At 39.9% G+C, this 19,767-nt stretch carries 37 protein-coding genes; 36 read left to right on the top strand and 1 reads right to left on the bottom strand.

The window, feature by feature from the left end; translation table 11 throughout:
* From K5Q34_RS10870 to K5Q34_RS10695, 36 genes are all read left to right on the top strand, one after another.
* A partial coding sequence (locus K5Q34_RS10870) for a transposase (protein ID WP_367303171.1) occupies positions 1-171 on the top strand: 171 nt, incomplete at its 5' end.
* A gap of 138 nt (positions 172-309) precedes the next feature.
* A complete protein-coding gene (gene spx, locus K5Q34_RS10865; RefSeq protein ID WP_002939362.1) occupies positions 310-708 on the top strand; it encodes a transcriptional regulator Spx in 399 nt (132 codons plus the stop codon).
* A gap of 99 nt (positions 709-807) precedes the next feature.
* Entirely contained in the window at positions 808-1,074 is a 267-nt protein-coding gene (locus tag K5Q34_RS10860) for an IreB family regulatory phosphoprotein (RefSeq protein ID WP_002939360.1), read from the top strand.
* Positions 1,074-1,493, top strand: a complete 420-nt coding sequence (ruvX, locus tag K5Q34_RS10855; protein ID WP_002939356.1) for a Holliday junction resolvase RuvX — start codon at positions 1,074-1,076, stop codon at positions 1,491-1,493. The genes K5Q34_RS10860 and ruvX overlap by 1 nt, the downstream gene beginning before the upstream one ends.
* An 11-nt stretch (positions 1,494-1,504) precedes the next feature.
* Complete coding sequence (locus K5Q34_RS10850; RefSeq protein ID WP_002939343.1) at positions 1,505-1,825, top strand: DUF1292 domain-containing protein; 321 nt, start codon at positions 1,505-1,507, stop codon at positions 1,823-1,825.
* 170 nt (positions 1,826-1,995) lie between these two features.
* A complete protein-coding gene (locus K5Q34_RS10845) occupies positions 1,996-2,574 on the top strand; it encodes a nucleotidyltransferase family protein (protein ID WP_105179976.1) in 579 nt (192 codons plus the stop codon).
* 661 nt (positions 2,575-3,235) lie between these two features.
* Positions 3,236-3,544 (top strand): 30S ribosomal protein S10, encoded by a 309-nt coding sequence (gene rpsJ, locus K5Q34_RS10840; protein ID WP_002939332.1) that lies wholly within the window; start codon positions 3,236-3,238, stop codon positions 3,542-3,544.
* Between the two features lie 138 nt (positions 3,545-3,682).
* A complete protein-coding gene (gene rplC, locus K5Q34_RS10835; RefSeq protein ID WP_011921686.1) occupies positions 3,683-4,309 on the top strand; it encodes a 50S ribosomal protein L3 in 627 nt (208 codons plus the stop codon).
* Positions 4,310-4,333: 24 nt separating this feature from the next.
* On the top strand, positions 4,334-4,957 hold the full coding sequence (gene rplD / locus K5Q34_RS10830) for a 50S ribosomal protein L4 (protein WP_004195490.1): 624 nt from the start codon (positions 4,334-4,336) through the stop codon (positions 4,955-4,957).
* A complete protein-coding gene (locus K5Q34_RS10825; protein WP_004195491.1) occupies positions 4,957-5,256 on the top strand; it encodes a 50S ribosomal protein L23 in 300 nt (99 codons plus the stop codon). The genes rplD and K5Q34_RS10825 overlap by 1 nt, the downstream gene beginning before the upstream one ends.
* 17 nt (positions 5,257-5,273) lie before the next feature.
* Complete coding sequence (rplB, locus tag K5Q34_RS10820) at positions 5,274-6,107, top strand: 50S ribosomal protein L2 (RefSeq protein ID WP_002936663.1); 834 nt, start codon at positions 5,274-5,276, stop codon at positions 6,105-6,107.
* A gap of 104 nt (positions 6,108-6,211) precedes the next feature.
* A complete protein-coding gene (gene rpsS / locus K5Q34_RS10815) occupies positions 6,212-6,493 on the top strand; it encodes a 30S ribosomal protein S19 (RefSeq protein WP_000533766.1) in 282 nt (93 codons plus the stop codon).
* Positions 6,494-6,510: 17 nt separating this feature from the next.
* Complete coding sequence (gene rplV / locus K5Q34_RS10810; RefSeq protein WP_002936662.1) at positions 6,511-6,855, top strand: 50S ribosomal protein L22; 345 nt, start codon at positions 6,511-6,513, stop codon at positions 6,853-6,855.
* A gap of 12 nt (positions 6,856-6,867) precedes the next feature.
* Positions 6,868-7,521: a 30S ribosomal protein S3 gene (rpsC, locus tag K5Q34_RS10805; RefSeq protein WP_002936661.1), complete on the top strand. Its 654-nt coding sequence runs from the start codon at positions 6,868-6,870 to the stop codon at positions 7,519-7,521.
* Between the two features lie 3 nt (positions 7,522-7,524).
* Positions 7,525-7,938, top strand: a complete 414-nt coding sequence (gene rplP, locus K5Q34_RS10800) for a 50S ribosomal protein L16 (protein ID WP_002936660.1) — start codon at positions 7,525-7,527, stop codon at positions 7,936-7,938.
* Positions 7,939-7,947: 9 nt separating this feature from the next.
* A complete protein-coding gene (rpmC, locus tag K5Q34_RS10795) occupies positions 7,948-8,154 on the top strand; it encodes a 50S ribosomal protein L29 (RefSeq protein ID WP_002936659.1) in 207 nt (68 codons plus the stop codon).
* A gap of 23 nt (positions 8,155-8,177) precedes the next feature.
* A complete protein-coding gene (gene rpsQ, locus K5Q34_RS10790) occupies positions 8,178-8,438 on the top strand; it encodes a 30S ribosomal protein S17 (protein WP_000440801.1) in 261 nt (86 codons plus the stop codon).
* A gap of 24 nt (positions 8,439-8,462) precedes the next feature.
* Positions 8,463-8,831 carry a 50S ribosomal protein L14 gene (gene rplN / locus K5Q34_RS10785; protein ID WP_002936658.1) on the top strand — a complete coding sequence of 123 codons (369 nt, stop codon included), beginning with the start codon at positions 8,463-8,465 and terminating at the stop codon, positions 8,829-8,831.
* A gap of 182 nt (positions 8,832-9,013) precedes the next feature.
* Positions 9,014-9,319: a 50S ribosomal protein L24 gene (gene rplX, locus K5Q34_RS10780; RefSeq protein ID WP_002936656.1), complete on the top strand. Its 306-nt coding sequence runs from the start codon at positions 9,014-9,016 to the stop codon at positions 9,317-9,319.
* A gap of 23 nt (positions 9,320-9,342) precedes the next feature.
* A complete protein-coding gene (gene rplE / locus K5Q34_RS10775; protein ID WP_002936653.1) occupies positions 9,343-9,885 on the top strand; it encodes a 50S ribosomal protein L5 in 543 nt (180 codons plus the stop codon).
* A 14-nt stretch (positions 9,886-9,899) separates the two neighbouring features.
* On the top strand, positions 9,900-10,085 hold the full coding sequence (locus K5Q34_RS10770; RefSeq protein ID WP_002936651.1) for a type Z 30S ribosomal protein S14: 186 nt from the start codon (positions 9,900-9,902) through the stop codon (positions 10,083-10,085).
* 191 nt (positions 10,086-10,276) lie between these two features.
* Positions 10,277-10,675: a 30S ribosomal protein S8 gene (rpsH, locus tag K5Q34_RS10765; protein WP_002936647.1), complete on the top strand. Its 399-nt coding sequence runs from the start codon at positions 10,277-10,279 to the stop codon at positions 10,673-10,675.
* Between the two features lie 316 nt (positions 10,676-10,991).
* A complete protein-coding gene (gene rplF, locus K5Q34_RS10760; RefSeq protein WP_004195502.1) occupies positions 10,992-11,528 on the top strand; it encodes a 50S ribosomal protein L6 in 537 nt (178 codons plus the stop codon).
* Positions 11,529-11,616: 88 nt separating this feature from the next.
* Entirely contained in the window at positions 11,617-11,973 is a 357-nt protein-coding gene (rplR, locus tag K5Q34_RS10755) for a 50S ribosomal protein L18 (RefSeq protein WP_002936641.1), read from the top strand.
* Between the two features lie 18 nt (positions 11,974-11,991).
* Entirely contained in the window at positions 11,992-12,486 is a 495-nt protein-coding gene (gene rpsE, locus K5Q34_RS10750) for a 30S ribosomal protein S5 (protein WP_002936639.1), read from the top strand.
* A gap of 14 nt (positions 12,487-12,500) precedes the next feature.
* Positions 12,501-12,683 carry a 50S ribosomal protein L30 gene (rpmD, locus tag K5Q34_RS10745; protein ID WP_002936638.1) on the top strand — a complete coding sequence of 61 codons (183 nt, stop codon included), beginning with the start codon at positions 12,501-12,503 and terminating at the stop codon, positions 12,681-12,683.
* 135 nt (positions 12,684-12,818) lie between these two features.
* Positions 12,819-13,259, top strand: coding sequence for a 50S ribosomal protein L15 (gene rplO / locus K5Q34_RS10740; protein WP_002936637.1), 441 nt, complete (start codon positions 12,819-12,821; stop codon positions 13,257-13,259).
* A 13-nt stretch (positions 13,260-13,272) separates the two neighbouring features.
* Positions 13,273-14,583, top strand: coding sequence for a preprotein translocase subunit SecY (gene secY, locus K5Q34_RS10735; RefSeq protein WP_014637293.1), 1,311 nt, complete (start codon positions 13,273-13,275; stop codon positions 14,581-14,583).
* A gap of 93 nt (positions 14,584-14,676) precedes the next feature.
* Complete coding sequence (locus K5Q34_RS10730) at positions 14,677-15,318, top strand: adenylate kinase (protein WP_002936630.1); 642 nt, start codon at positions 14,677-14,679, stop codon at positions 15,316-15,318.
* A gap of 121 nt (positions 15,319-15,439) precedes the next feature.
* The gene (gene infA / locus K5Q34_RS10725) at positions 15,440-15,658 is read left to right on the top strand and encodes a translation initiation factor IF-1 (protein WP_002936627.1); all 219 of its coding nucleotides are present in this window, start codon (positions 15,440-15,442) and stop codon (positions 15,656-15,658) included.
* 24 nt (positions 15,659-15,682) lie between these two features.
* Positions 15,683-15,799 carry a 50S ribosomal protein L36 gene (rpmJ, locus tag K5Q34_RS10720; RefSeq protein ID WP_001808836.1) on the top strand — a complete coding sequence of 39 codons (117 nt, stop codon included), beginning with the start codon at positions 15,683-15,685 and terminating at the stop codon, positions 15,797-15,799.
* A 19-nt stretch (positions 15,800-15,818) separates the two neighbouring features.
* Positions 15,819-16,184 carry a 30S ribosomal protein S13 gene (gene rpsM, locus K5Q34_RS10715; RefSeq protein ID WP_002936622.1) on the top strand — a complete coding sequence of 122 codons (366 nt, stop codon included), beginning with the start codon at positions 15,819-15,821 and terminating at the stop codon, positions 16,182-16,184.
* A gap of 17 nt (positions 16,185-16,201) precedes the next feature.
* Complete coding sequence (gene rpsK, locus K5Q34_RS10710; RefSeq protein ID WP_004195509.1) at positions 16,202-16,585, top strand: 30S ribosomal protein S11; 384 nt, start codon at positions 16,202-16,204, stop codon at positions 16,583-16,585.
* A gap of 44 nt (positions 16,586-16,629) precedes the next feature.
* Positions 16,630-17,568, top strand: coding sequence for a DNA-directed RNA polymerase subunit alpha (locus tag K5Q34_RS10705; protein ID WP_004195512.1), 939 nt, complete (start codon positions 16,630-16,632; stop codon positions 17,566-17,568).
* A gap of 14 nt (positions 17,569-17,582) precedes the next feature.
* Complete coding sequence (gene rplQ / locus K5Q34_RS10700; protein ID WP_000331493.1) at positions 17,583-17,969, top strand: 50S ribosomal protein L17; 387 nt, start codon at positions 17,583-17,585, stop codon at positions 17,967-17,969.
* Between the two features lie 198 nt (positions 17,970-18,167).
* On the top strand, positions 18,168-19,463 hold the full coding sequence (locus tag K5Q34_RS10695; RefSeq protein ID WP_221864993.1) for a glutamate-cysteine ligase family protein: 1,296 nt from the start codon (positions 18,168-18,170) through the stop codon (positions 19,461-19,463).
* Positions 19,464-19,596: 133 nt separating this feature from the next.
* Here the strand turns inward: K5Q34_RS10695 and K5Q34_RS10690 are convergent.
* The coding region (locus K5Q34_RS10690; protein WP_367303171.1) for a transposase at positions 19,597-19,767 on the bottom strand (171 nt) is incomplete at its 5' end.

Below are 19,767 nucleotides of genomic sequence, written 5' to 3'. Positions count from 1 at the left end.
TGGGAGAGAGGTTCAAATGAAAATCATAATCGATTAATTCGGAGATGGTTACCTAAAGGAACCAAGAAAACGACTCCGAAAGAAGTCGCTTTTATCGAAAATTGGATTAACAACTACCCTAAAAAATGCTTGGACTACAAGTCGCCAAGTGAATTTCTTTTGGGTGGCTAACTTCAACTTGAAATTTGGGAAAACCGAATTTTTACCCTAAAATTTAATGTTTTTCAAAAAATAGGTCTGCAGACCGAGGGAATTTATGATATAATAGTCTATAATGTGCTTAATAAAATGTAGCAAAGGAGTGACTACATGATTAAAATTTATACTGTATCTAGTTGTACTTCTTGTAAGAAAGCGAAAAATTGGTTAAATGCTCACCAATTATCTTATAATGAGCATAATCTTGCGAAGGAAGCCATTACTAAGGAAGAAATCCTAAACATCTTAACAAAAACAGAGAATGGTATTGCAAGTATCGTATCGTCAAAAAACCGTTATGCAAAGAGTCTGGACTTTGATATTGAAGAGTTGAGTGTGAATGAGGTCATTGATTTAATTACCTCTAACCCACGTATTTTGAAGAGTCCAATCTTGATTGACGAGAAACGACTTCAAGTGGGCTATAAAGAAGATGATATACGCGCTTTCTTGCCACGTGCAGTGCGCAATGTTGAAAATGCTCAAGCTCGTATGAGAGCAGCTCTATAAGATGTACAAAAGGACTCTTTTGGGGTTCTTTTTGCGCATTTTTTGAGAATAATTAAAATTTGTGATATAATGTAAAAAATAGGGAAAGAAGGTGTAAGTATGGGATTTACCGAAGAAACCGTTCGTTTTCGCCTAGATGATACAGATAAACAAGAAATCAGCAAAACATTGACTAGTGTTTATCGTTCGCTGGAGGAAAAGGGCTATAATCCGATTAACCAAATCATTGGCTATGTATTAAGTGGGGACCCTGCTTATATTCCTCGCTATAATGATGCCCGCAATCAGATTCGTAAGCATGAACGAGATGAAATCATTGAAGAATTGGTGCGCTACTATTTGAAAGGGAATGGGATTGACCTCTAATGAGAATAATGGGATTAGACGTCGGTTCCAAGACAGTTGGTGTAGCCATTTCAGATCCGTTAGGTTTCACGGCCCAAGGGTTGGAAATCATCCCAATCGATGAAGAAAAGGGCGAATTCGGTCTGGAGCGTTTGACCGAACTTGTAGAACAGTACAAGGTTGATAAATTTGTTGTAGGCTTGCCCAAGAATATGAATAATACTAGTGGTCCACGTGTGGAAGCTAGTCAAGCTTACGGTGATTTATTGACTGAGCGTTATAAACTTCCAGTTGATTATCAGGATGAACGTTTAACAACTGTTGCAGCAGAACGGATGCTGATTGAGCAAGCGGATATCAGCCGAGGAAAACGCAAGAAAGTTATTGATAAATTAGCAGCTCAGCTGATTTTACAAAATTATTTAGATAGAACATTTTAAAGGAGATTCTAATGGCACATCATCATGACCATGAACACGACCACAATCACGACGAACGTGAGTTGATTACTTTGGTAGACGACCAAGGTAATGAAACACTTTTTGAAATCTTATTGACGATTGACGGTCAAGAAGAGTTTGGTAAGAACTATGTTCTCTTGATTCCTGCAAGTGCAGAAGAAGATGAGAACGGAGAAGTTGAAATCCAAGCCTACTCATACATTGAGAATGAGAATGGCACAGAAGGCGATTTGCAACCTATCCCAGAAGACGCAACAGCAGAATGGGATATGATTGAAGAAGTCTTTAACAGCTTTATGGAAGAGGAATAAAAAGGTCCAGTGGACCTTTTTATCATGAGCCTGAAAACAAGAAAGCGAATTAAGGTCCAGTGGACCTTTTTATCATGAGTTGAAAATCAAAGAGCGAATTGAGGTTCGGTGGAGTGAAACAGTCTGGGGGAGAAATGAATCATGAGCCAGAAAATCAAAAGGGAGGCCAGATGAGAGATAGTTTTACAGAAAGAAATAAGAGGCTGAGTGAGGAATTAGAGAGGCATCTACTGGCTGATAAAAATATTTTGGTCATATTAGACATAATGGATAGACTGAATTTATCAGATTGCTGGCTCTGTGCGGGAACTATCCGTAATTTCATTTGGAATCAATACAGTTTTGATGAAGAAACAGATGTCGATCTCGTGTTTTTTGATGAAAATATTTCTTATGAAGAGACAATGGGAATAGAAAGCGATTTATATCAAAATTATCCAGCCTATCGATGGGAATTAAAAAATCAAGTGTATATGCATATCCATAGTCCGAATACTAAACCGTATCAATCATCAAGGGATGCGATTGAAAAATTTCCAGAAAGATGCACAGCGATAGGTATTTGTCGAACAGAAAGAAATAAATTAGAAATATTTGCTCCTTTTGGATTGGATGACATTTATGCCTACCAAGTACGACCAACACCACATTTCTTAGCGGATCCTAATCGTATGGAATTGTATCGACAAAGAATTCTTAAAAAACAGTGGAAAAAGAAATGGCCATCGCTAACAGTAAAAGATACCTAACTCCCATCAAGTAAGTAGGCAAAAAACAGTATTTTTTTATAAACTAAAACAGTTAACTAAGGGAGACTATGTTATGGAATTTGAAACGGTTTGTTTGAAGTTTGAAACTTAGGTAGGCTATATTGCTACTTCAAGGTTAAATTTAGAAACCACATCGAGGCTATGATTCGTAAATAGGAAAGTCAAAAACGTAAATTTGATTGTTTCCTCCATGAAGAGATTCATGATCTAATTCAATCACCGAGCTTGGGTAATGATGAGTTGCTGATGTTAAGGGGGCTCCTGAGAGATTATCGAAAAAATTTAATCAATGACCGATTTGAAAATATGGGAAATTGATAAGCGGACAGAGTTTTGCTGACTGTCAAAAAAATAATTCGAGAGTTACAAGGATGTTTGAAAAAAATCGTTGATGGCTAACTCAAATAAAAAATAAGTAATGACGAATCCTGAAATAAAAGTTTTGGGATTTTTTGAATTTTTGAGTAAAAACTCTTGCAATGAGAAATATAATCTGATAGAATGTTCTAGTGCCGTAAAAATTACGGCTGTAGCTTTGATGCAAGAGGTTGCGACACGCTCGGTTGCATTGCCACGCAACACGTGTTGGTTTTCTTGTGGAGCTAGCCTATTATGTTAAATAGACGAAAAGGAGAAAAAGATGGCAAACAAAAAAATCCGCATCCGCTTGAAAGCGTACGAACACCGTACACTTGATACAGCAGCTGCAAAAATCGTTGAAACTGCAACACGTACAGGTGCTCAAGTGGCAGGTCCAGTTCCACTTCCAACAGAACGTAGCCTCTACACAATCATCCGTGCGACTCACAAGTATAAAGACTCTCGTGAGCAGTTCGAAATGCGTACACACAAACGTTTGATCGACATCATCAACCCAACTCAAAAAACAGTTGACGCTTTGATGAAATTGGATCTTCCAAGTGGTGTAAACGTAGAAATCAAATTGTAATCAAGTAGCAAGGTAGAAAAGCAAGTGTTCATTTATAGTAATTGAACACGGGTTAAACTCGGTGTATCTTGGTTTGAGCATAAAAAACGCTCGTTAAAAACTTTTTAACTATAAAATAAGAAAAGGAATATTTTTCTCATGACAAAAGGAATCTTAGGGAAAAAAGTGGGAATGACTCAAATCTTCACTGAATCTGGTGAATTTATCCCTGTTACTGTCATCGAAGCAACTCCAAACGTTGTTCTTCAAGTGAAAACAGTTGAAACTGATGGTTATGCAGCAGTTCAAGTTGGTTTTGATGACAAACGTGAAGTATTGAGCAACAAACCTGCCAAAGGCCATGTAGCTAAAGCTAACACAGCTCCTAAGCGCTTCATTCGTGAATTCAAAAACATTGAAGGCTTGGAAGTTGGACAAGAAATTACAGTTGAAACTTTCGCAGCTGGTGATGTTGTTGATGTAACTGGTACATCTAAAGGTAAAGGTTTCCAAGGTGTTATCAAACGCCATGGTCAATCACGTGGTCCTATGGCTCACGGTTCTCGTTACCACCGTCGTCCAGGTTCTATGGGTCCTGTTGCACCTAACCGTGTATTCAAAGGTAAAAACCTTGCAGGTCGCATGGGCGGCAACCGTGTAACAATTCAAAACCTTGAAGTTGTACAAGTTGTTCCAGAAAAGAACGTTATCCTTATCAAAGGTAACGTACCAGGTGCTAAGAAATCTCTTATCACTATCAAGTCAGCAGTTAAAGCTGGTAAATAATAAGGAAAGGGGAAATCAGTCGAAATGGCAAACGTAACATTATTTGACCAAACTGGTAAACAAGCTGGTGAAGTAGTTCTTAACGATGCGATCTTTGGTATCGAGCCAAACCAAGCAGTTGTGTTTGATGTAATCATCAGCCAACGTGCTAGCCTTCGTCAAGGTACTCACGCAGTTAAAAACCGCTCAGCAGTCTCAGGTGGCGGACGCAAACCATGGCGTCAAAAAGGAACTGGACGTGCTCGTCAAGGTTCTATCCGTTCACCACAATGGCGTGGCGGTGGCGTAGTCTTCGGACCAACTCCACGTTCATACGCGTACAAACTTCCACAAAAAGTTCGTCGCTTGGCACTTAAATCTGTTTACTCAGAAAAAGTTGCTGAAAACAAATTTGTAGCTGTTAACTCACTTGAATTCACAGCTCCAAAAACTGCTGAATTTGCAAAAGTGCTTGCAGCATTGAGCATTGATTCTAAAGTCCTTGTTATTCTTGAAGAAGGCAACGAATTTGCAGCTCTTTCTGCTCGTAACATCCCAGGAGTTAAAGTTGCAACTGCAACAACTGCAAGCGTACTTGACATCGCAAATGCAGACAAACTTCTTGTAACTCAAGCAGCTATCTCTAAAATTGAGGAGGTTCTTGCATAATGAATTTGTATGATGTTATCAAAAAACCTGTCATCACAGAAAGCTCAATGGGCCAACTCGAAGCAGGCAAGTATGTATTTGAAGTTGACACTCGTGCACACAAACTCTTGATCAAGCAAGCTGTTGAAGCTGCATTCGAGGGTGTTAAAGTTGCAAATGTTAACACAATCAACGTGAAACCTAAAACAAAACGCGTAGGTCGTTATGTAGGTCGCACAAACAAAGTGAAAAAAGCAATCATCACATTGGCTGCGGATTCAAAAGCGATCGAATTGTTCGCTACAGCTGACGCTGAATAATCAAAGGAGGAATTAACGTGGGTATTAAAGTTTATAAACCAACGACAAATGGCCGTCGTAACATGACTTCTTTGGACTTCGCTGAAATCACAACAAGCACTCCAGAAAAAAGCTTGCTTGTTGCTTTGAAGAGCAAAGCTGGTCGTAACAACAACGGTCGCATCACTGTTCGTCACCAAGGTGGCGGTCACAAACGTTTCTACCGTTTGGTAGACTTCAAACGTAACAAAGATGGCGTTGAAGCAATCGTTAAAACTATCGAGTACGATCCAAACCGTTCAGCAAACATCGCTCTTGTACACTACACAGACGGTGTTAAAGCTTACATCATTGCTCCTAAAGGTCTTGAAGTTGGTCAACGCATCGTTTCAGGTCCAGAAGCAGATATCAAAGTTGGTAACGCACTTCCACTTGCAAACATCCCAGTCGGTACTGTTGTTCACAACATCGAGTTGAAACCAGGTCGCGGTGGTGAGTTGGTTCGTGCTGCTGGTGCATCTGCACAAGTTCTTGGTCAAGAAGGTAAATACGTTCTTGTTCGCCTTCAATCAGGTGAAGTTCGTATGATCCTTGGTACTTGCCGTGCTACTGTTGGTACTGTAGGTAACGAACAACATGGCCTTGTTAACCTTGGTAAAGCAGGTCGTAGCCGTTGGAAAGGTATCCGCCCAACAGTTCGCGGTTCTGTAATGAACCCTAACGATCACCCACACGGTGGTGGTGAAGGTAAAGCACCAGTTGGTCGTAAAGCACCATCTACACCATGGGGTAAACCAGCTCTTGGTTTGAAAACCCGTAACAAGAAAGCTAAATCTGACAAACTTATCGTTCGTCGTCGCAACCAAAAATAATCTATTTTTAGTTGCTTAGCATTCTATATCATCCGCCAACTCGGTAGTCCGCTATTTTGCGGACAAGCCGCTGTGGTACATATTTTAAAGGAGAAAACACTAAAATGGGACGTAGTCTTAAAAAAGGACCTTTCGTCGATGAGCATTTGATGAAAAAAGTTGAAGCTCAAGCAAACGACGAAAAGAAAAAAGTAATTAAAACTTGGTCACGTCGTTCAACGATCTTCCCAAGTTTCATCGGTTATACAATCGCAGTTTACGATGGACGTAAACACGTACCTGTATACATTCAAGAAGACATGGTAGGTCACAAACTTGGTGAATTTGCACCAACTCGTACTTACAAAGGTCATGCTGCTGACGACAAGAAAACTCGTCGTAAATAATTTAGGAGGAAAACACAATGGCAGAAATTACTTCAGCTAAAGCAACTGCTCGCACAGTACGTGTTTCACCTCGTAAATCACGTCTTGTCTTGGATAACATCCGTGGCAAAAGCGTAGCAGACGCAATCGCAATCTTGAAATTCACACCAAACAAAGCTGCAGGCATTATCGAGGGAGTTTTGAACTCAGCAATCGCTAACGCTGAAAACAACTTTGGTTTGGAAAAAGCTAACTTGGTAGTCAGCGAAGCATTCGCAAACGAAGGACCAACGTTGAAACGTTTCCGTCCACGTGCGAAAGGTTCTGCTTCGCCAATCAACAAACGCACAGCTCACATCACTGTAGTTGTGGCAGAGAAATAAGGAGGTAAAAACGTGGGTCAAAAAGTACATCCAATTGGTATGCGTGTTGGCATCATCCGTGATTGGGATGCTAAATGGTATGCTGAAAAAGAATACGCGGATTACCTTCATGAAGATCTTGCAATCCGCAACTTTATCAAAAAAGAATTGGCTGATGCGTCAACATCAACAATCGAAATCGAACGTGCTGTAAATAAAGTAATCGTTTCTATCCACACTGCTAAGCCAGGTATGGTTATCGGTAAAGCTGGTAGCAACGTTGATGCACTTCGTGCTCAATTGAACAAATTGACTGGTAAGCAAGTACACATCAACATCATCGAAATCAAACAACCTGATTTGGATGCACACCTTGTTGGTGAGTCAATCGCTCGTCAATTGGAGCAACGTGTGGCATTCCGCCGTGCTCAAAAACAAGCTATCCAACGTGCAATGCGCGCTGGTGCAAAAGGTATCAAAACACAAGTTTCTGGTCGTTTGAACGGTGCTGATATTGCCCGTGCAGAAGGCTACTCAGAAGGAACTGTTCCTCTTCATACACTTCGTGCGGATATCGACTACGCTTGGGAAGAAGCTTTAACAACTTACGGTAAACTTGGTGTTAAAGTATGGATCTACCGTGGTGAAGTTCTTCCAGCTCGTAAAAACACTAAAGGAGGTAAATAACAAATGTTAGTACCTAAACGTGTAAAACACCGTCGTGAATTCCGTGGAAAAATGCGCGGTGAAGCTAAAGGTGGAAAACAAGTAGACTTTGGTCAATACGGTCTTCAAGCAACTACTAGCTCATGGATTACAAACCGCCAAATCGAAGCTGCCCGTATCGCTATGACGCGTTACATGAAACGTGGTGGTAAAGTTTGGATCAAGATCTTCCCACACAAATCATACACTGCTAAAGCTATCGGTGTACGTATGGGTTCTGGTAAAGGTGCTCCTGAAGGTTGGGTAGCTCCAGTTAAACGCGGTAAGGTTATGTTTGAAGTAGCTGGCGTTTCTGAAGAAATCGCTCGCGAAGCATTCCGCCTTGCTGGTCACAAATTGCCAGTTAAAGTTAAATTCGTAAAACGTGAAGCAGAATAAGGAGAAGACATGAAACTTCAAGAAATTAAAGATTTTGTAAAAGAACTTCGTGGCCTTTCTCAAGAAGAACTTGCTAAGAAAGAAAACGAATTGAAGAAAGAACTCTTCGAACTTCGTTTCCAAGCTGCTGCTGGTCAACTTGAGCAAACTGCTCGTTTGAACGAAGTGAAGAAACAAATTGCACGTATCAAAACTGTGCAATCTGAAACTAAATAATAGATTGGGAAAGGAGAATTTCAATGGAACGCAATAATCGTAAAGTTCTTGTTGGACGCGTAGTATCTGACAAAATGGACAAAACAATCACAGTTGTAGTTGAAACTAAACGTAACCACCCAGTCTATGGTAAACGTATTAACTACTCTAAAAAGTACAAAGCTCATGATGAAAACAATGTTGCTAAAGAAGGCGATATCGTTCGTATCATGGAAACTCGCCCACTTTCAGCTACAAAACGTTTCCGTCTTGTAGAAGTTGTGGAAGAGGCAGTTATCATTTAATCAACCTGAAAGGAGAAAATTGACATGATTCAAACAGAAACTCGTTTGAAAGTTGCTGACAACAGTGGCGCACGTGAAATCTTGACAATCAAAGTTCTTGGTGGTTCAGGACGTAAATTCGCGAACATCGGCGACATCATCGTTGCTTCAGTAAAACAAGCTACTCCTGGTGGTGCGGTTAAAAAAGGTGACGTTGTTAAAGCCGTTATCGTTCGTACTAAGACAGGTGCTCGTCGTGCTGATGGTTCATACATCAAATTCGATGAGAATGCTGCAGTTATCATCCGTGAAGACAAAAACCCTCGCGGAACTCGTATCTTTGGTCCAGTGGCACGCGAATTGCGTGATGGCGGTTTCATGAAAATCGTTTCATTGGCACCAGAAGTACTTTAATCAAATAGTTTTAGTAAATTTGTTACAGACTAGGCAGTTTGTTGTAGATAGTACTTGGGGACATCAAAACAAACTAACGAAGTCTGTGATGGATTTAGTAAACTAGAAAACAAACTAAGTCCCCTGGTTAAATCACTAACCAGGGTGCCCATTAGGGCGTAAGAAATCATAGGAGAAATCAAATGTTTGTAAAAAAAGGCGATAAAGTTCGCGTAATCGCTGGTAAAGACAAAGGCGTTGAAGCAGTTGTCGTAACAGCACTTCCAAAAGTAAACAAAGTTATTGTTGAAGGTGTTAACATCGTTAAGAAACACCAAAAACCAAACAGCGAAAACCCTCAAGGCGCTATCGTTGAAAAAGAAGCTCCAATCCATGTGTCAAACGTTCAAGTTCTTGACAAAAATGGTGTTGCAGGACGCGTTGGTTACAAGTTTGTAGACGGCAAAAAAGTTCGCTACAACAAAAAATCAGGCGAAGTGCTTGATTAATCACGAAGGAAAGGAGAAGTATAATGGCAAATCGTTTAAAAGAAAAATATCTTAATGAAGTAGTTCCTGCTTTGACTGAACAATTTAACTATTCTTCAGTTATGGCTGTGCCAAAAGTTGATAAGATCGTTTTGAACATGGGTGTTGGTGACGCTGTTTCTAACGCTAAAAACCTTGAGAAAGCTGCTCAAGAATTGGCTTTGATCTCAGGTCAAAAACCACTTATCACTAAAGCTAAGAAATCAATCGCCGGCTTCCGTCTTCGTGAGGGTGTTGCGATCGGTGCGAAAGTAACTCTTCGTGGCGAACGTATGTATGAGTTCTTGGACAAATTGGTTACAGTTTCACTTCCACGTGTACGTGACTTCCACGGTGTACCAACTAAGTCATTTGATGGACGTGGTAACTACACACTCGGTGTGAAAGAGCAATTGATCTTCCCAGAAATCAACTTCGACGATGTTGATAAGACTCGCGGTATGGATATCGTTATCGTTACAACTGCTAACACTGACGAAGAATCACGTGCATTGCTTACTGGCCTTGGTATGCCGTTTGCAAAATAAGAGGGAGAGAATAAATGGCTAAAAAATCAATGATCGCTAAGAACAAACGCCCAGCTAAGTTCTCTACACAAGCTTACACACGCTGTGAAAAATGTGGACGTCCACACTCAGTTTACCGCAAATTCAAATTGTGCCGTGTATGCTTCCGCGACTTGGCTTACCTTGGACAAATTCCTGGCGTAACAAAAGCTTCTTGGTAAGAATAACTTGCTATTCCGTTGCAATTCGTCGTCAGCACTTCTGGCCATACCTCAGTATTGCCTGCGAAGTGCTTCCTAGACTTGCTTAGGACTAGCAACTTATTCTATATATACACTTACTACTTGTCCGAAAGGACATCATTAACTAGCAAGTGATCCAATCAAACTGCTAGTAAGAGGAGAAACAACAAATGGTTATGACTGACCCAATTGCAGATTTTTTGACACGTATTCGTAACGCTAACCAAGCAAAACACGAAGTACTTGAAGTTCCTGCATCAAACATCAAAAAAGGTATTGCTACAATCCTTAAAAACGAAGGTTTTGTGAAAAACGTTGAATTCATCGAAGATGACAAACAAGGCATCATCCGTGTATTCTTGAAATACGGACCAAACGGTGAAAAAGTTATCACTAACTTGAAACGCGTTTCAAAACCAGGTCTTCGTGTTTACTCAAAACGTGAAGATATTCCAAAAGTTCTTAACGGACTTGGTATCGCAATCATCTCAACATCAGAAGGTCTTTTGACTGACAAACAAGCTCGTCAAAAGAACGTTGGTGGTGAGGTTATCGCATACGTTTGGTAATCTTTTAGCTTCCAATTTCGTCATGTGCCTGTGTTAGAGCGTCTTGGCATACTCGAGTATAGCCTGCGTCGCTCTACCTTGCCACATTTAGAAATTGAAACCTAAAAGCATGATTGCTTCTCAAATGCGATCATGAAACCTGCTCATTCGAACACGGGCTAAAGTCTGTGTAAAAAAGACAATCCTTCCTCGAAGCTTAGGCTTCTGCGTCAAGATTCCTATTTTTACTTTGACTTCTTAACGCCCTCTGTATCATGAGCCCCCGTGAAAACTAGTCGCTAGACGGCTTGATAATTTAACAGGAGAATTAAAAAATATGTCACGTATTGGTAATAAAGTAATTACATTGCCTGCTGGTGTTGAGCTTGCTCAAAACAACGGCGTGGTAACTGTAAAAGGACCTAAAGGGGAATTGACTCGTGAATTCCCAACTGCTATTGAAATCCGTGTGGAAGGTGCAGAAGTAACTCTTCACCGTCCAAACGATTCAAAAGAAATGAAGACTATTCACGGTACTAGCCGTGCTAACCTCAACAACATGGTTGTTGGTGTTTCTGAAGGCTTCAAAAAAGAACTTGAAATGCGTGGTGTCGGTTACCGTGCTCAATTGGCTGGTAACAAATTGACACTTGCTGTTGGTAAATCACATCCAGATGAAGTGGTTGCACCAGAAGGTATCACATTTGAAGTTCCAACACCAACACAAATCGTCGTGTCTGGTATCAACAAAGAAGTTGTTGGTCAAACAGCAGCTTACATCCGTAGCCTTCGCGCTCCTGAGCCATACAAAGGTAAAGGTATCCGCTACGTTGGTGAATTCGTTCGCCGTAAAGAAGGTAAAACAGGTAAATAATAGCTTGCTGAGGTGGCTTAGCCACCTGGCTGACTATTTCTCAAATTGTTTCGTAAGAAACAGAATCATACATTAAGAGGTGAATATTGTGATTTCAAAACCAGATAAAAACAAAATCCGCCAAAAACGCCACCGTCGCGTTCGCGGTAAAATCTCTGGAACTGCTGCTCGCCCACGTTTGAACATTTTCCGTTCTAATACAGGCATCTACGCTCAAGTGATTGATGACGTAGCGGGTGTAACGCTCGCAAGCGCTTCTACTCTTGATAAAGAAGTTTCAAAAGGTACTAAGACAGAACAAGCTGTTGTTGTAGGTAAACTCGTTGCTGAACGCGCGGTAGCTAAAGGTATTTCTGAAGTGGTCTTTGACCGCGGTGGATATCTCTATCACGGACGTGTGAAAGCTTTGGCTGAATCAGCTCGTGAAAACGGATTGAAATTCTAATAGGGAGGACACTAAGAAATGGCATTCAAAGATAACGCAGTTGAAATTGAAGAACGCGTAGTAGCCATCAACCGTGTTACAAAAGTTGTTAAAGGTGGACGTCGTCTTCGTTTTGCAGCTCTTGTGGTTGTTGGTGACCGTAACGGTCGCGTAGGTTTCGGTACTGGTAAAGCTCAAGAAGTACCAGAAGCTATCCGTAAAGCAGTTGAATCTGCTAAGAAAAACATGATTGAAGTACCAATGGTTGGTACAACAATCCCTCACGAAGTTCGCTCAGAATTTGGTGGCGCTCGTGTATTGTTGAAACCTGCTTCAGAAGGTTCTGGGGTTGCTGCCGGTGGTGCAACTCGTGCCGTAATCGAATTGGCAGGTATCGCAGATGTGACTTCTAAGTCACTTGGTTCAAACACACCAATCAACATCGTTCGCGCAACAGTTGAAGGTTTGAAACAATTGAAACGTGCTGAAGAAGTGGCTGCACTTCGTGGCATCTCAGTTTCTGATTTAGCATAAGAAAGGAGATACTCATGGCTCAAATTAAAATCACTTTGACTAAGTCTCCAATCGGTCGCAAACCAGAACAACGTAAAACAGTTGTTGCACTTGGACTTGGTAAATTGAACTCTTCAGTTGTTAAAGAAGATAACCCAGCTATTCTTGGAATGGTTAACGCTATCTCTCATTTGGTAACTGTAGAAGAAGTTAAATAATCTAACAAATAGACTAAGTCGCATAGAGAAATCTTTGCGACTTCTAGTCCATTTTACATATTTACATACAGCGAGTTTGTGGAGGAAGACTCTTGTACTTCACAGGCGCTAGCATATAAAAGAGGAGAAATAATAATGAAACTTCATGAATTACAACCTGCTACAGGTTCTCGTAAAGTCCGCAACCGTGTAGGTCGTGGTACATCATCAGGTAACGGTAAAACATCTGGCCGTGGTCAAAAAGGTCAAAAAGCTCGTAGCGGTGGCGGTGTTCGCCCAGGTTTTGAAGGTGGACAAACTCCATTGTTCCGTCGTCTTCCAAAACGTGGATTTACAAATATCAACGCTAAAGAGTACGCAATCGTTAACCTTGATCAATTGAACGCTTTTGAAGATGGTGCAGAAGTAACACCAGTTGTGCTTATCGAAGCTGGAATCGTTAAAGCTGAAAAATCAGGAATTAAAATTCTTGGTAACGGTGAATTGACGAAGAAATTGACAGTTAAAGCTGCTAAATTCTCTAAATCAGCTGAAGAAGCAATCACTTCTAAAGGTGGCTCAGTAGAAGTCATCTAAGAGGTGACAGCCTATGTTTTTTAAACTTTTAAAAGATGCCTTAAAGGTAAAATTGGTACGTAGTAAAATTCTATTTACTATCTTTATCCTTTTTGTCTTCCGCGTAGGAACCCACATTACAGTACCAGGAGTAAACGCAAAGAGTCTTGAAGCCTTGTCAAATGTTCCATTTTTGAACATGTTGAGCTTGGTTTCGGGAAATGCTATGCGTAATTTCTCAGTTTTCGCACTAGGGGTTAGTCCTTATATTACAGCTTCCATCATTGTTCAACTTTTGCAAATGGATATTTTACCTAAATTTGTTGAATGGGGTAAGCAAGGTGAAGTTGGTCGTCGTAAACTGAATCAGGCAACACGCTACATTTCTTTGGTACTGGCATTTGTTCAATCTATTGGTATTACAGCGGGCTTTAATGCCTTGTCTGGTGCAAAATTGACCAATATGCCATTAAATTGGCAAACATATTTGTTGATTGGATCAATTTTGACAACAGGTTCGATTATTGTAACCTGGTTGGGGGAACAAATTTCTGAAAAGGGCTATGGTAATGGTACATCAATGATTATCTTCGCGGGTATCATTTCATCACTACCAGGAACTTTTCACGAGATTTACATTGATCGCTTTGTTAATATTGAATCAAGTCGTTTGGGGGAGTCAGCAATCTTTGTTGCTGCACTCGTTGTATTAATATTCTTTGTTGTGTATTTTACAACTTTTGTACAACAAGCAGAATATAAATTACCAATTCAATATACAAAACGTGCACAAGGAGCACCTTCTAGCTCATATTTACCGCTGAAATTGAATCCAGCAGGAGTTATTCCCGTAATCTTTGCAGGCTCAATCACTGCAGTTCCAACTTCTTTGATTCAATATTTCGCAAGTCAAAATAAGAGTGCCGGGTGGTTATTGACGGTTCAGGAATACTTTGATTATTCAACTGCTAAAGGTATGATTGTATATGCAGGTTTAATTATTGCCTTTACATTCTTCTACACCTTTGTTCAAGTAAATCCTGAGAAGACTGCAGAAAGCCTTCAGAAAAGTGCAGCCTATATCCATGGAGTTCGTCCTGGTAATGGCACTGAACAGTTTTTGTCAAAATTATTGACAAGATTGGCAGTAATCGGTGCACTCTTCTTGAGTTTTGTAGCTTTGTTGCCTATCCTTGCGCAAAATCTCTTTGGGCTTTCTTCAAGCATTGCGTTCCTTGGTACAAGTTTGATTATCGTAATCTCTACAAGTATCGAAGGCATCAAGCAATTAGAAGGCTACCTTCTTAAGAGAAAATATGTAGGTTTCTTAGAAATTACAGAATAGAATATAGGTTGACCTAGTCAACCTTCTATTTTGTTTTTAGATAAGTTTGTCAATAATGGCAAATTTATGTGAAAACAAAATAAGGAGTTTGTCATGAATCTTTTAATTATGGGTTTACCAGGTGCTGGTAAAGGGACACAAGCGGCCAAGATTGTTGAGAAATTCAATGTTGCTCATATTTCAACAGGAGATATGTTCCGTGCAGCAATGGCCAATCAGACTGAAATGGGTATTCTTGCCAAGTCGTACATCGATAAGGGGGACCTCGTTCCCGATGAAGTTACTAATGGCATTGTCAAAGAACGTTTGGTTCAGGATGACATCAAGGAAAAAGGCTTTTTGCTAGATGGCTATCCTCGTACGATTGAACAAGCCCATGCCCTGGATGAAAATTTGGCTGACTTAGGAATTGAGTTGCAAGGTGTTATCAATATTGAGATCGATCCTTCAAAATTGGTAGAGCGTCTCAGCGGTCGTATTATTCATAAAGAAACCGGAGAGACTTTCCACAAAGTATTCAATCCACCTGTTGGAGACTACAAAGAGGAAGACTTCTATCAACGTGAAGATGACAAGCCAGAATCTGTCAAACGTCGTTTAGAAGTCAATATCGCACAAGGACAGCCAATCATTGATCATTATCGTGCAAAAGGGCTGGTCCATGATATTGAAGGTGACCAAGACATTGACCTTGTTTTCCAAGCAATTGATACAGTACTATCAAAATTGCAATAAACTAATAGATTTGGCTTGCATTTTTTATATAAAGATGATAAAATAGCCTAGTCTGACTTATAATTGTTACCTCTGTGTTCAGAGGACATCAAATCGATATTTAGAGAGGGGTTACTTTTGCATGGCAAAAGAAGATGTGATTGAAATTGAAGGCAAAGTAGTCGATACAATGCCAAATGCTATGTTTACTGTTGAGTTGGAGAACGGACACCAAGTCCTTGCAACTGTTTCAGGTAAAATCCGTAAAAACTACATTCGTATTTTGGTCGGTGACCGCGTAACTGTTGAGCTTAGTCCATACGACTTGACACGTGGACGTATCACATACCGCTTTAAATAGTCGAAATACTTGGAGGGATTAAACATGAAAGTAAGACCATCGGTCAAACCAATTTGCGAATACTGCAAAGTTATTCGTCGTAATGGTCGTGTTATGGTGATTTGCCCAGCAAACCCTAAACACAAGCAACGTCAAGGTTAAGAAATAGAAAGGAGAAAACATGGCTCGTATTGCTGGAGTTGACATTCCAAATGACAAACGTGTAGTTATTTCATTAACTTATGTTTATGGTATCGGTCTTGCAACATCTAAAAAAATTCTTGCAGCTGCAGGTATTTCAGAAGATGTACGCGTGAAAGATTTGACATCAGATCAAGAAGATGCTATTCGTCGTGAAGTTGATGCAATCAAAGTTGAAGGTGACCTCCGTCGTGAAGTTAACTTGAACATCAAACGTTTGATGGAAATCGGTTCATACCGTGGTATCCGTCACCGTCGTGGACTTCCTGTCCGTGGACAAAACACTAAAAACAATGCCCGCACTCGTAAAGGTAAAGCTGTTGCGATTGCAGGTAAGAAAAAATAATATAGGAGGTAGAAAAATTGGCTAAACCAACACGTAAACGTCGTGTGAAAAAGAATATCGAATCTGGTATTGCTCATATTCACGCTACATTTAATAACACTATTGTTATGATTACTGATGTGCATGGTAACGCTATTGCTTGGTCATCAGCTGGTGCTCTTGGTTTCAAAGGTTCTCGTAAATCTACACCATTCGCAGCTCAAATGGCTTCAGAAGCAGCTGCTAAATCTGCACAAGAACACGGTCTTAAAACAGTTGAAGTTACCGTTAAAGGCCCAGGTTCAGGTCGTGAGTCTGCTATCCGCGCTCTTGCTGCCGCTGGTCTTGAAGTAACAGCAATTCGTGATGTGACTCCTGTACCACACAATGGTGCTCGTCCTCCAAAACGTCGCCGTGTATAATCATACATTCCATACACAGCTTTTCGTTTAAGAGGGAGTAAGAAATGATTGAGTTTGAAAAACCAACAATAACAAAAATTGATGAAAATAAAGATTACGGCAGATTTGTGATCGAACCATTAGAACGTGGTTACGGTACAACTCTTGGTAACTCTCTTCGTCGTGTACTTCTTGCCTCACTTCCAGGTGCTGCAGTAACATCAATTAAAATTGATGGTGTACTCCACGAATTCGACACAGTTCCAGGTGTTCGTGAAGATGTTATGCAAATTATTCTTAACATCAAAGGCATTGCTGTAAAATCTTATGTCGAAGACGAAAAGAAAATTGAACTTGATGTAGTAGGTCCAGCTGAAGTAACAGCAGGAGACATTCTTACAGATAGTGACATTGAAATTGTAAACCCTGACCATTATCTCTTTACCATTGCTGATGGTGCCACTTTTAAAGCTGTTTTGACTGTCAATTCAGGTCGTGGTTATGTACCAGCTGAGGGTAATAAGAAAGATGATGCACCAGTGGGAACACTTGCTGTAGATTCTATCTATACGCCAGTGAAGAAAGTCAATTATCAAGTTGAACCAGCTCGTGTTGGTAGCAACGATGGTTTTGACAAATTAACACTTGAAATCAACACAAATGGCACCATTATTCCAGAAGATGCTTTAGGTCTTTCTGCACGCATTTTGATGGAGCACTTAGGTCTCTTCACTGACTTGACTGAAGTTGCAAAATCTGCAGAAGTAATGAAAGAAGCTGAAGTGGCTTCAGATGATCGTATGCTTGATCGTACGATTGAAGAATTGGATCTATCTGTTCGCTCATATAACTGTCTGAAACGTGCAGGCATTAACACTGTATTCGACTTGACAGAGAAAACTGAGCCAGAAATGATGAAAGTGCGCAATCTTGGTCGCAAGAGTCTTGAAGAAGTTAAAGTTAAATTGGCTGATCTTGGTCTAGGATTGAAAAAAGATAAATAATATAGGAGGGAATCATGGCATACCGTAAACTAGGACGCACTAGCTCACAACGTAAAGCAATGTTGCGCGATTTGACAACTGACCTTTTGATCAACGAATCAATCGTTACAACTGAAGCTCGTGCTAAAGAAATCCGTAAAACAGTTGAAAAAATGATCACACTTGGTAAACGTGGTGATTTGCACGCACGTCGTCAAGCAGCAGCATTTGTTCGTAACGAAATTGCATCTGAAAACTATGATGAAGCAACTGATAAGTACACTTCTACTACAGCACTTCAAAAATTGTTCTCTGAAATTGCACCTCGTTATGCAGAACGTAATGGTGGATATACTCGTATCCTCAAAACTGAACCACGTCGTGGTGATGCTGCACCAATGGCAATTATTGAACTTGTATAAGATCATCAATTTTGTTGAGTGTTATGATGATGGAATCCTATTCTGATTCTTAGTCTAGCTCTGGTCTACCGCTGAGCTTGTCTCAGCGGTAACACTCATCATGTTGATTGGACGCTTGTTTACGAAATTACTCTAAGATAGAATAATTTCGTAAGCAGGCGTTTTTATTTTACTCAAAAATTTTGATATACTTATAAAATGAATAGAGAAGATAGAATATCCATAGGCAATTGTTTTGAAGAATACTATTTTGCTAACATTAAAGAAAAGCCAGAATTGTTTATAGGTGTAGAATTAGAATATCCGATAGTTAATATCTCAGGGAAAGCAACTTCTATTCAAGTCGCTACAGATATGATGCGACACATTTCTAATCAAAATGGATTTACAATCATCAAAAGAGATGATAGAGGAAATCCGATAGAACTCCAGCACGAGTCGGGAGACCTCATACTATTTGAAGTCACGTATAATACACTAGAATTTGCATTCGCAAAAGCAAAAAATATTGGTAGTGTAGAAGAGCGTCATAAAGAATATCTAGCGAATATTCAATATTATTTGCGCCAAAATGGACATGAATTGCAGGGGTTAGGGATAAATCCCAATTGGGAAAATAATGACAATAGACCGGTAGATACGGGCCGATATAGGATGTTGATGAACTATCTCAAGCTAGGAGAAGGCAAACCTAATATGCATCCCTATACTAGATATGCTGGCTTTATTTGCGGAAATCAAGTGCAGTTTGATGTGAATCGAAAATCCTTTTTACGAGTCATTAATGCGTTTAACAAAATTGAGGCAGCGAAGGCGTTTTTGTTTGCAAATTCACCATTCGACCAGATAGATGATATGGCCCTTACTAGGGATTATTTTTGGGAATATTCAATGCATGGCCTCTTAAAGAATAACGTTGGTATCTACTCAGAGGAATTTCATACTGAGGCAGAATATCGTCAATACCAAGAAGAGTCCGCAATGTTTTATATCATCAGGGATAACTGTTATTATTATTTTAAACCAATTACTGTCAAATCTTTTTTTGAGCAAGAAAAATTTGCAGCGTATTCAGAAACTGGCGAGATATGTTACTTTGTTCCGAAAGCAGATGATTTCAAAAACCATCGCTCATACCACTATCAGGAGCTTACCAAGCGAGGAACTATTGAATTTCGAAGTACATGTACACAACCATTTGAAACAACATTTGCTCCCATAGCCTTTCATTTAGGTCTGCTCGCCAATCTCGTGAAATTGGAAGAAATTCTAGAAAGTACGGAGTTTTTTATAGAATTTGGCAGAGATTATTCAAAGCTACGTAGACAATTTTCGAGAAAAAAACTGTCTGATATAGAACAAAGAATGGTGAAAGACTTTTCTAAGAGATTATTAGATTGTGCACATGAAGCCCTCCTTTTGAGAGGATACAGTGAAGAAAAATATTTAACTCCACTGTACACTTCATTAATTGATGACTCTGGGGCACTGTGACAGTCTACTAAAATATGAGTAGTTAGCCATAGATTTTTACAAAAAACATAAATACTGTTGCAATAAATTGATATACTGCAGGCATACGAAGAAAATATACAATCTCCGATTAGTCCCAAATTTCAAGTTGAAGTTAGCCACCCAAAAGAAATTCACTTGGCGACTTGTAGTCCAAGCATTTTTTAGGGTAGTTGTTAATCCAATTTTCGATAAAAGCGACTTCTTTCGGAGTCGTTTTCTTGGTTCCTTTAGGTAACCATCTCCGAATTAATCGATTATGATTTTCATTTGAACCTCTCTCCCA

It is taken from the genome of Streptococcus sp. 2018110 (assembly GCF_019754115.1).
GTDB classification, from domain to species: Bacteria; Bacillota; Bacilli; order Lactobacillales; family Streptococcaceae; genus Streptococcus; species Streptococcus hashimotonensis.
Note: the sequence above shows the minus strand (reverse complement) of the source record. Positions and strands in the feature narration are given on the sequence as shown.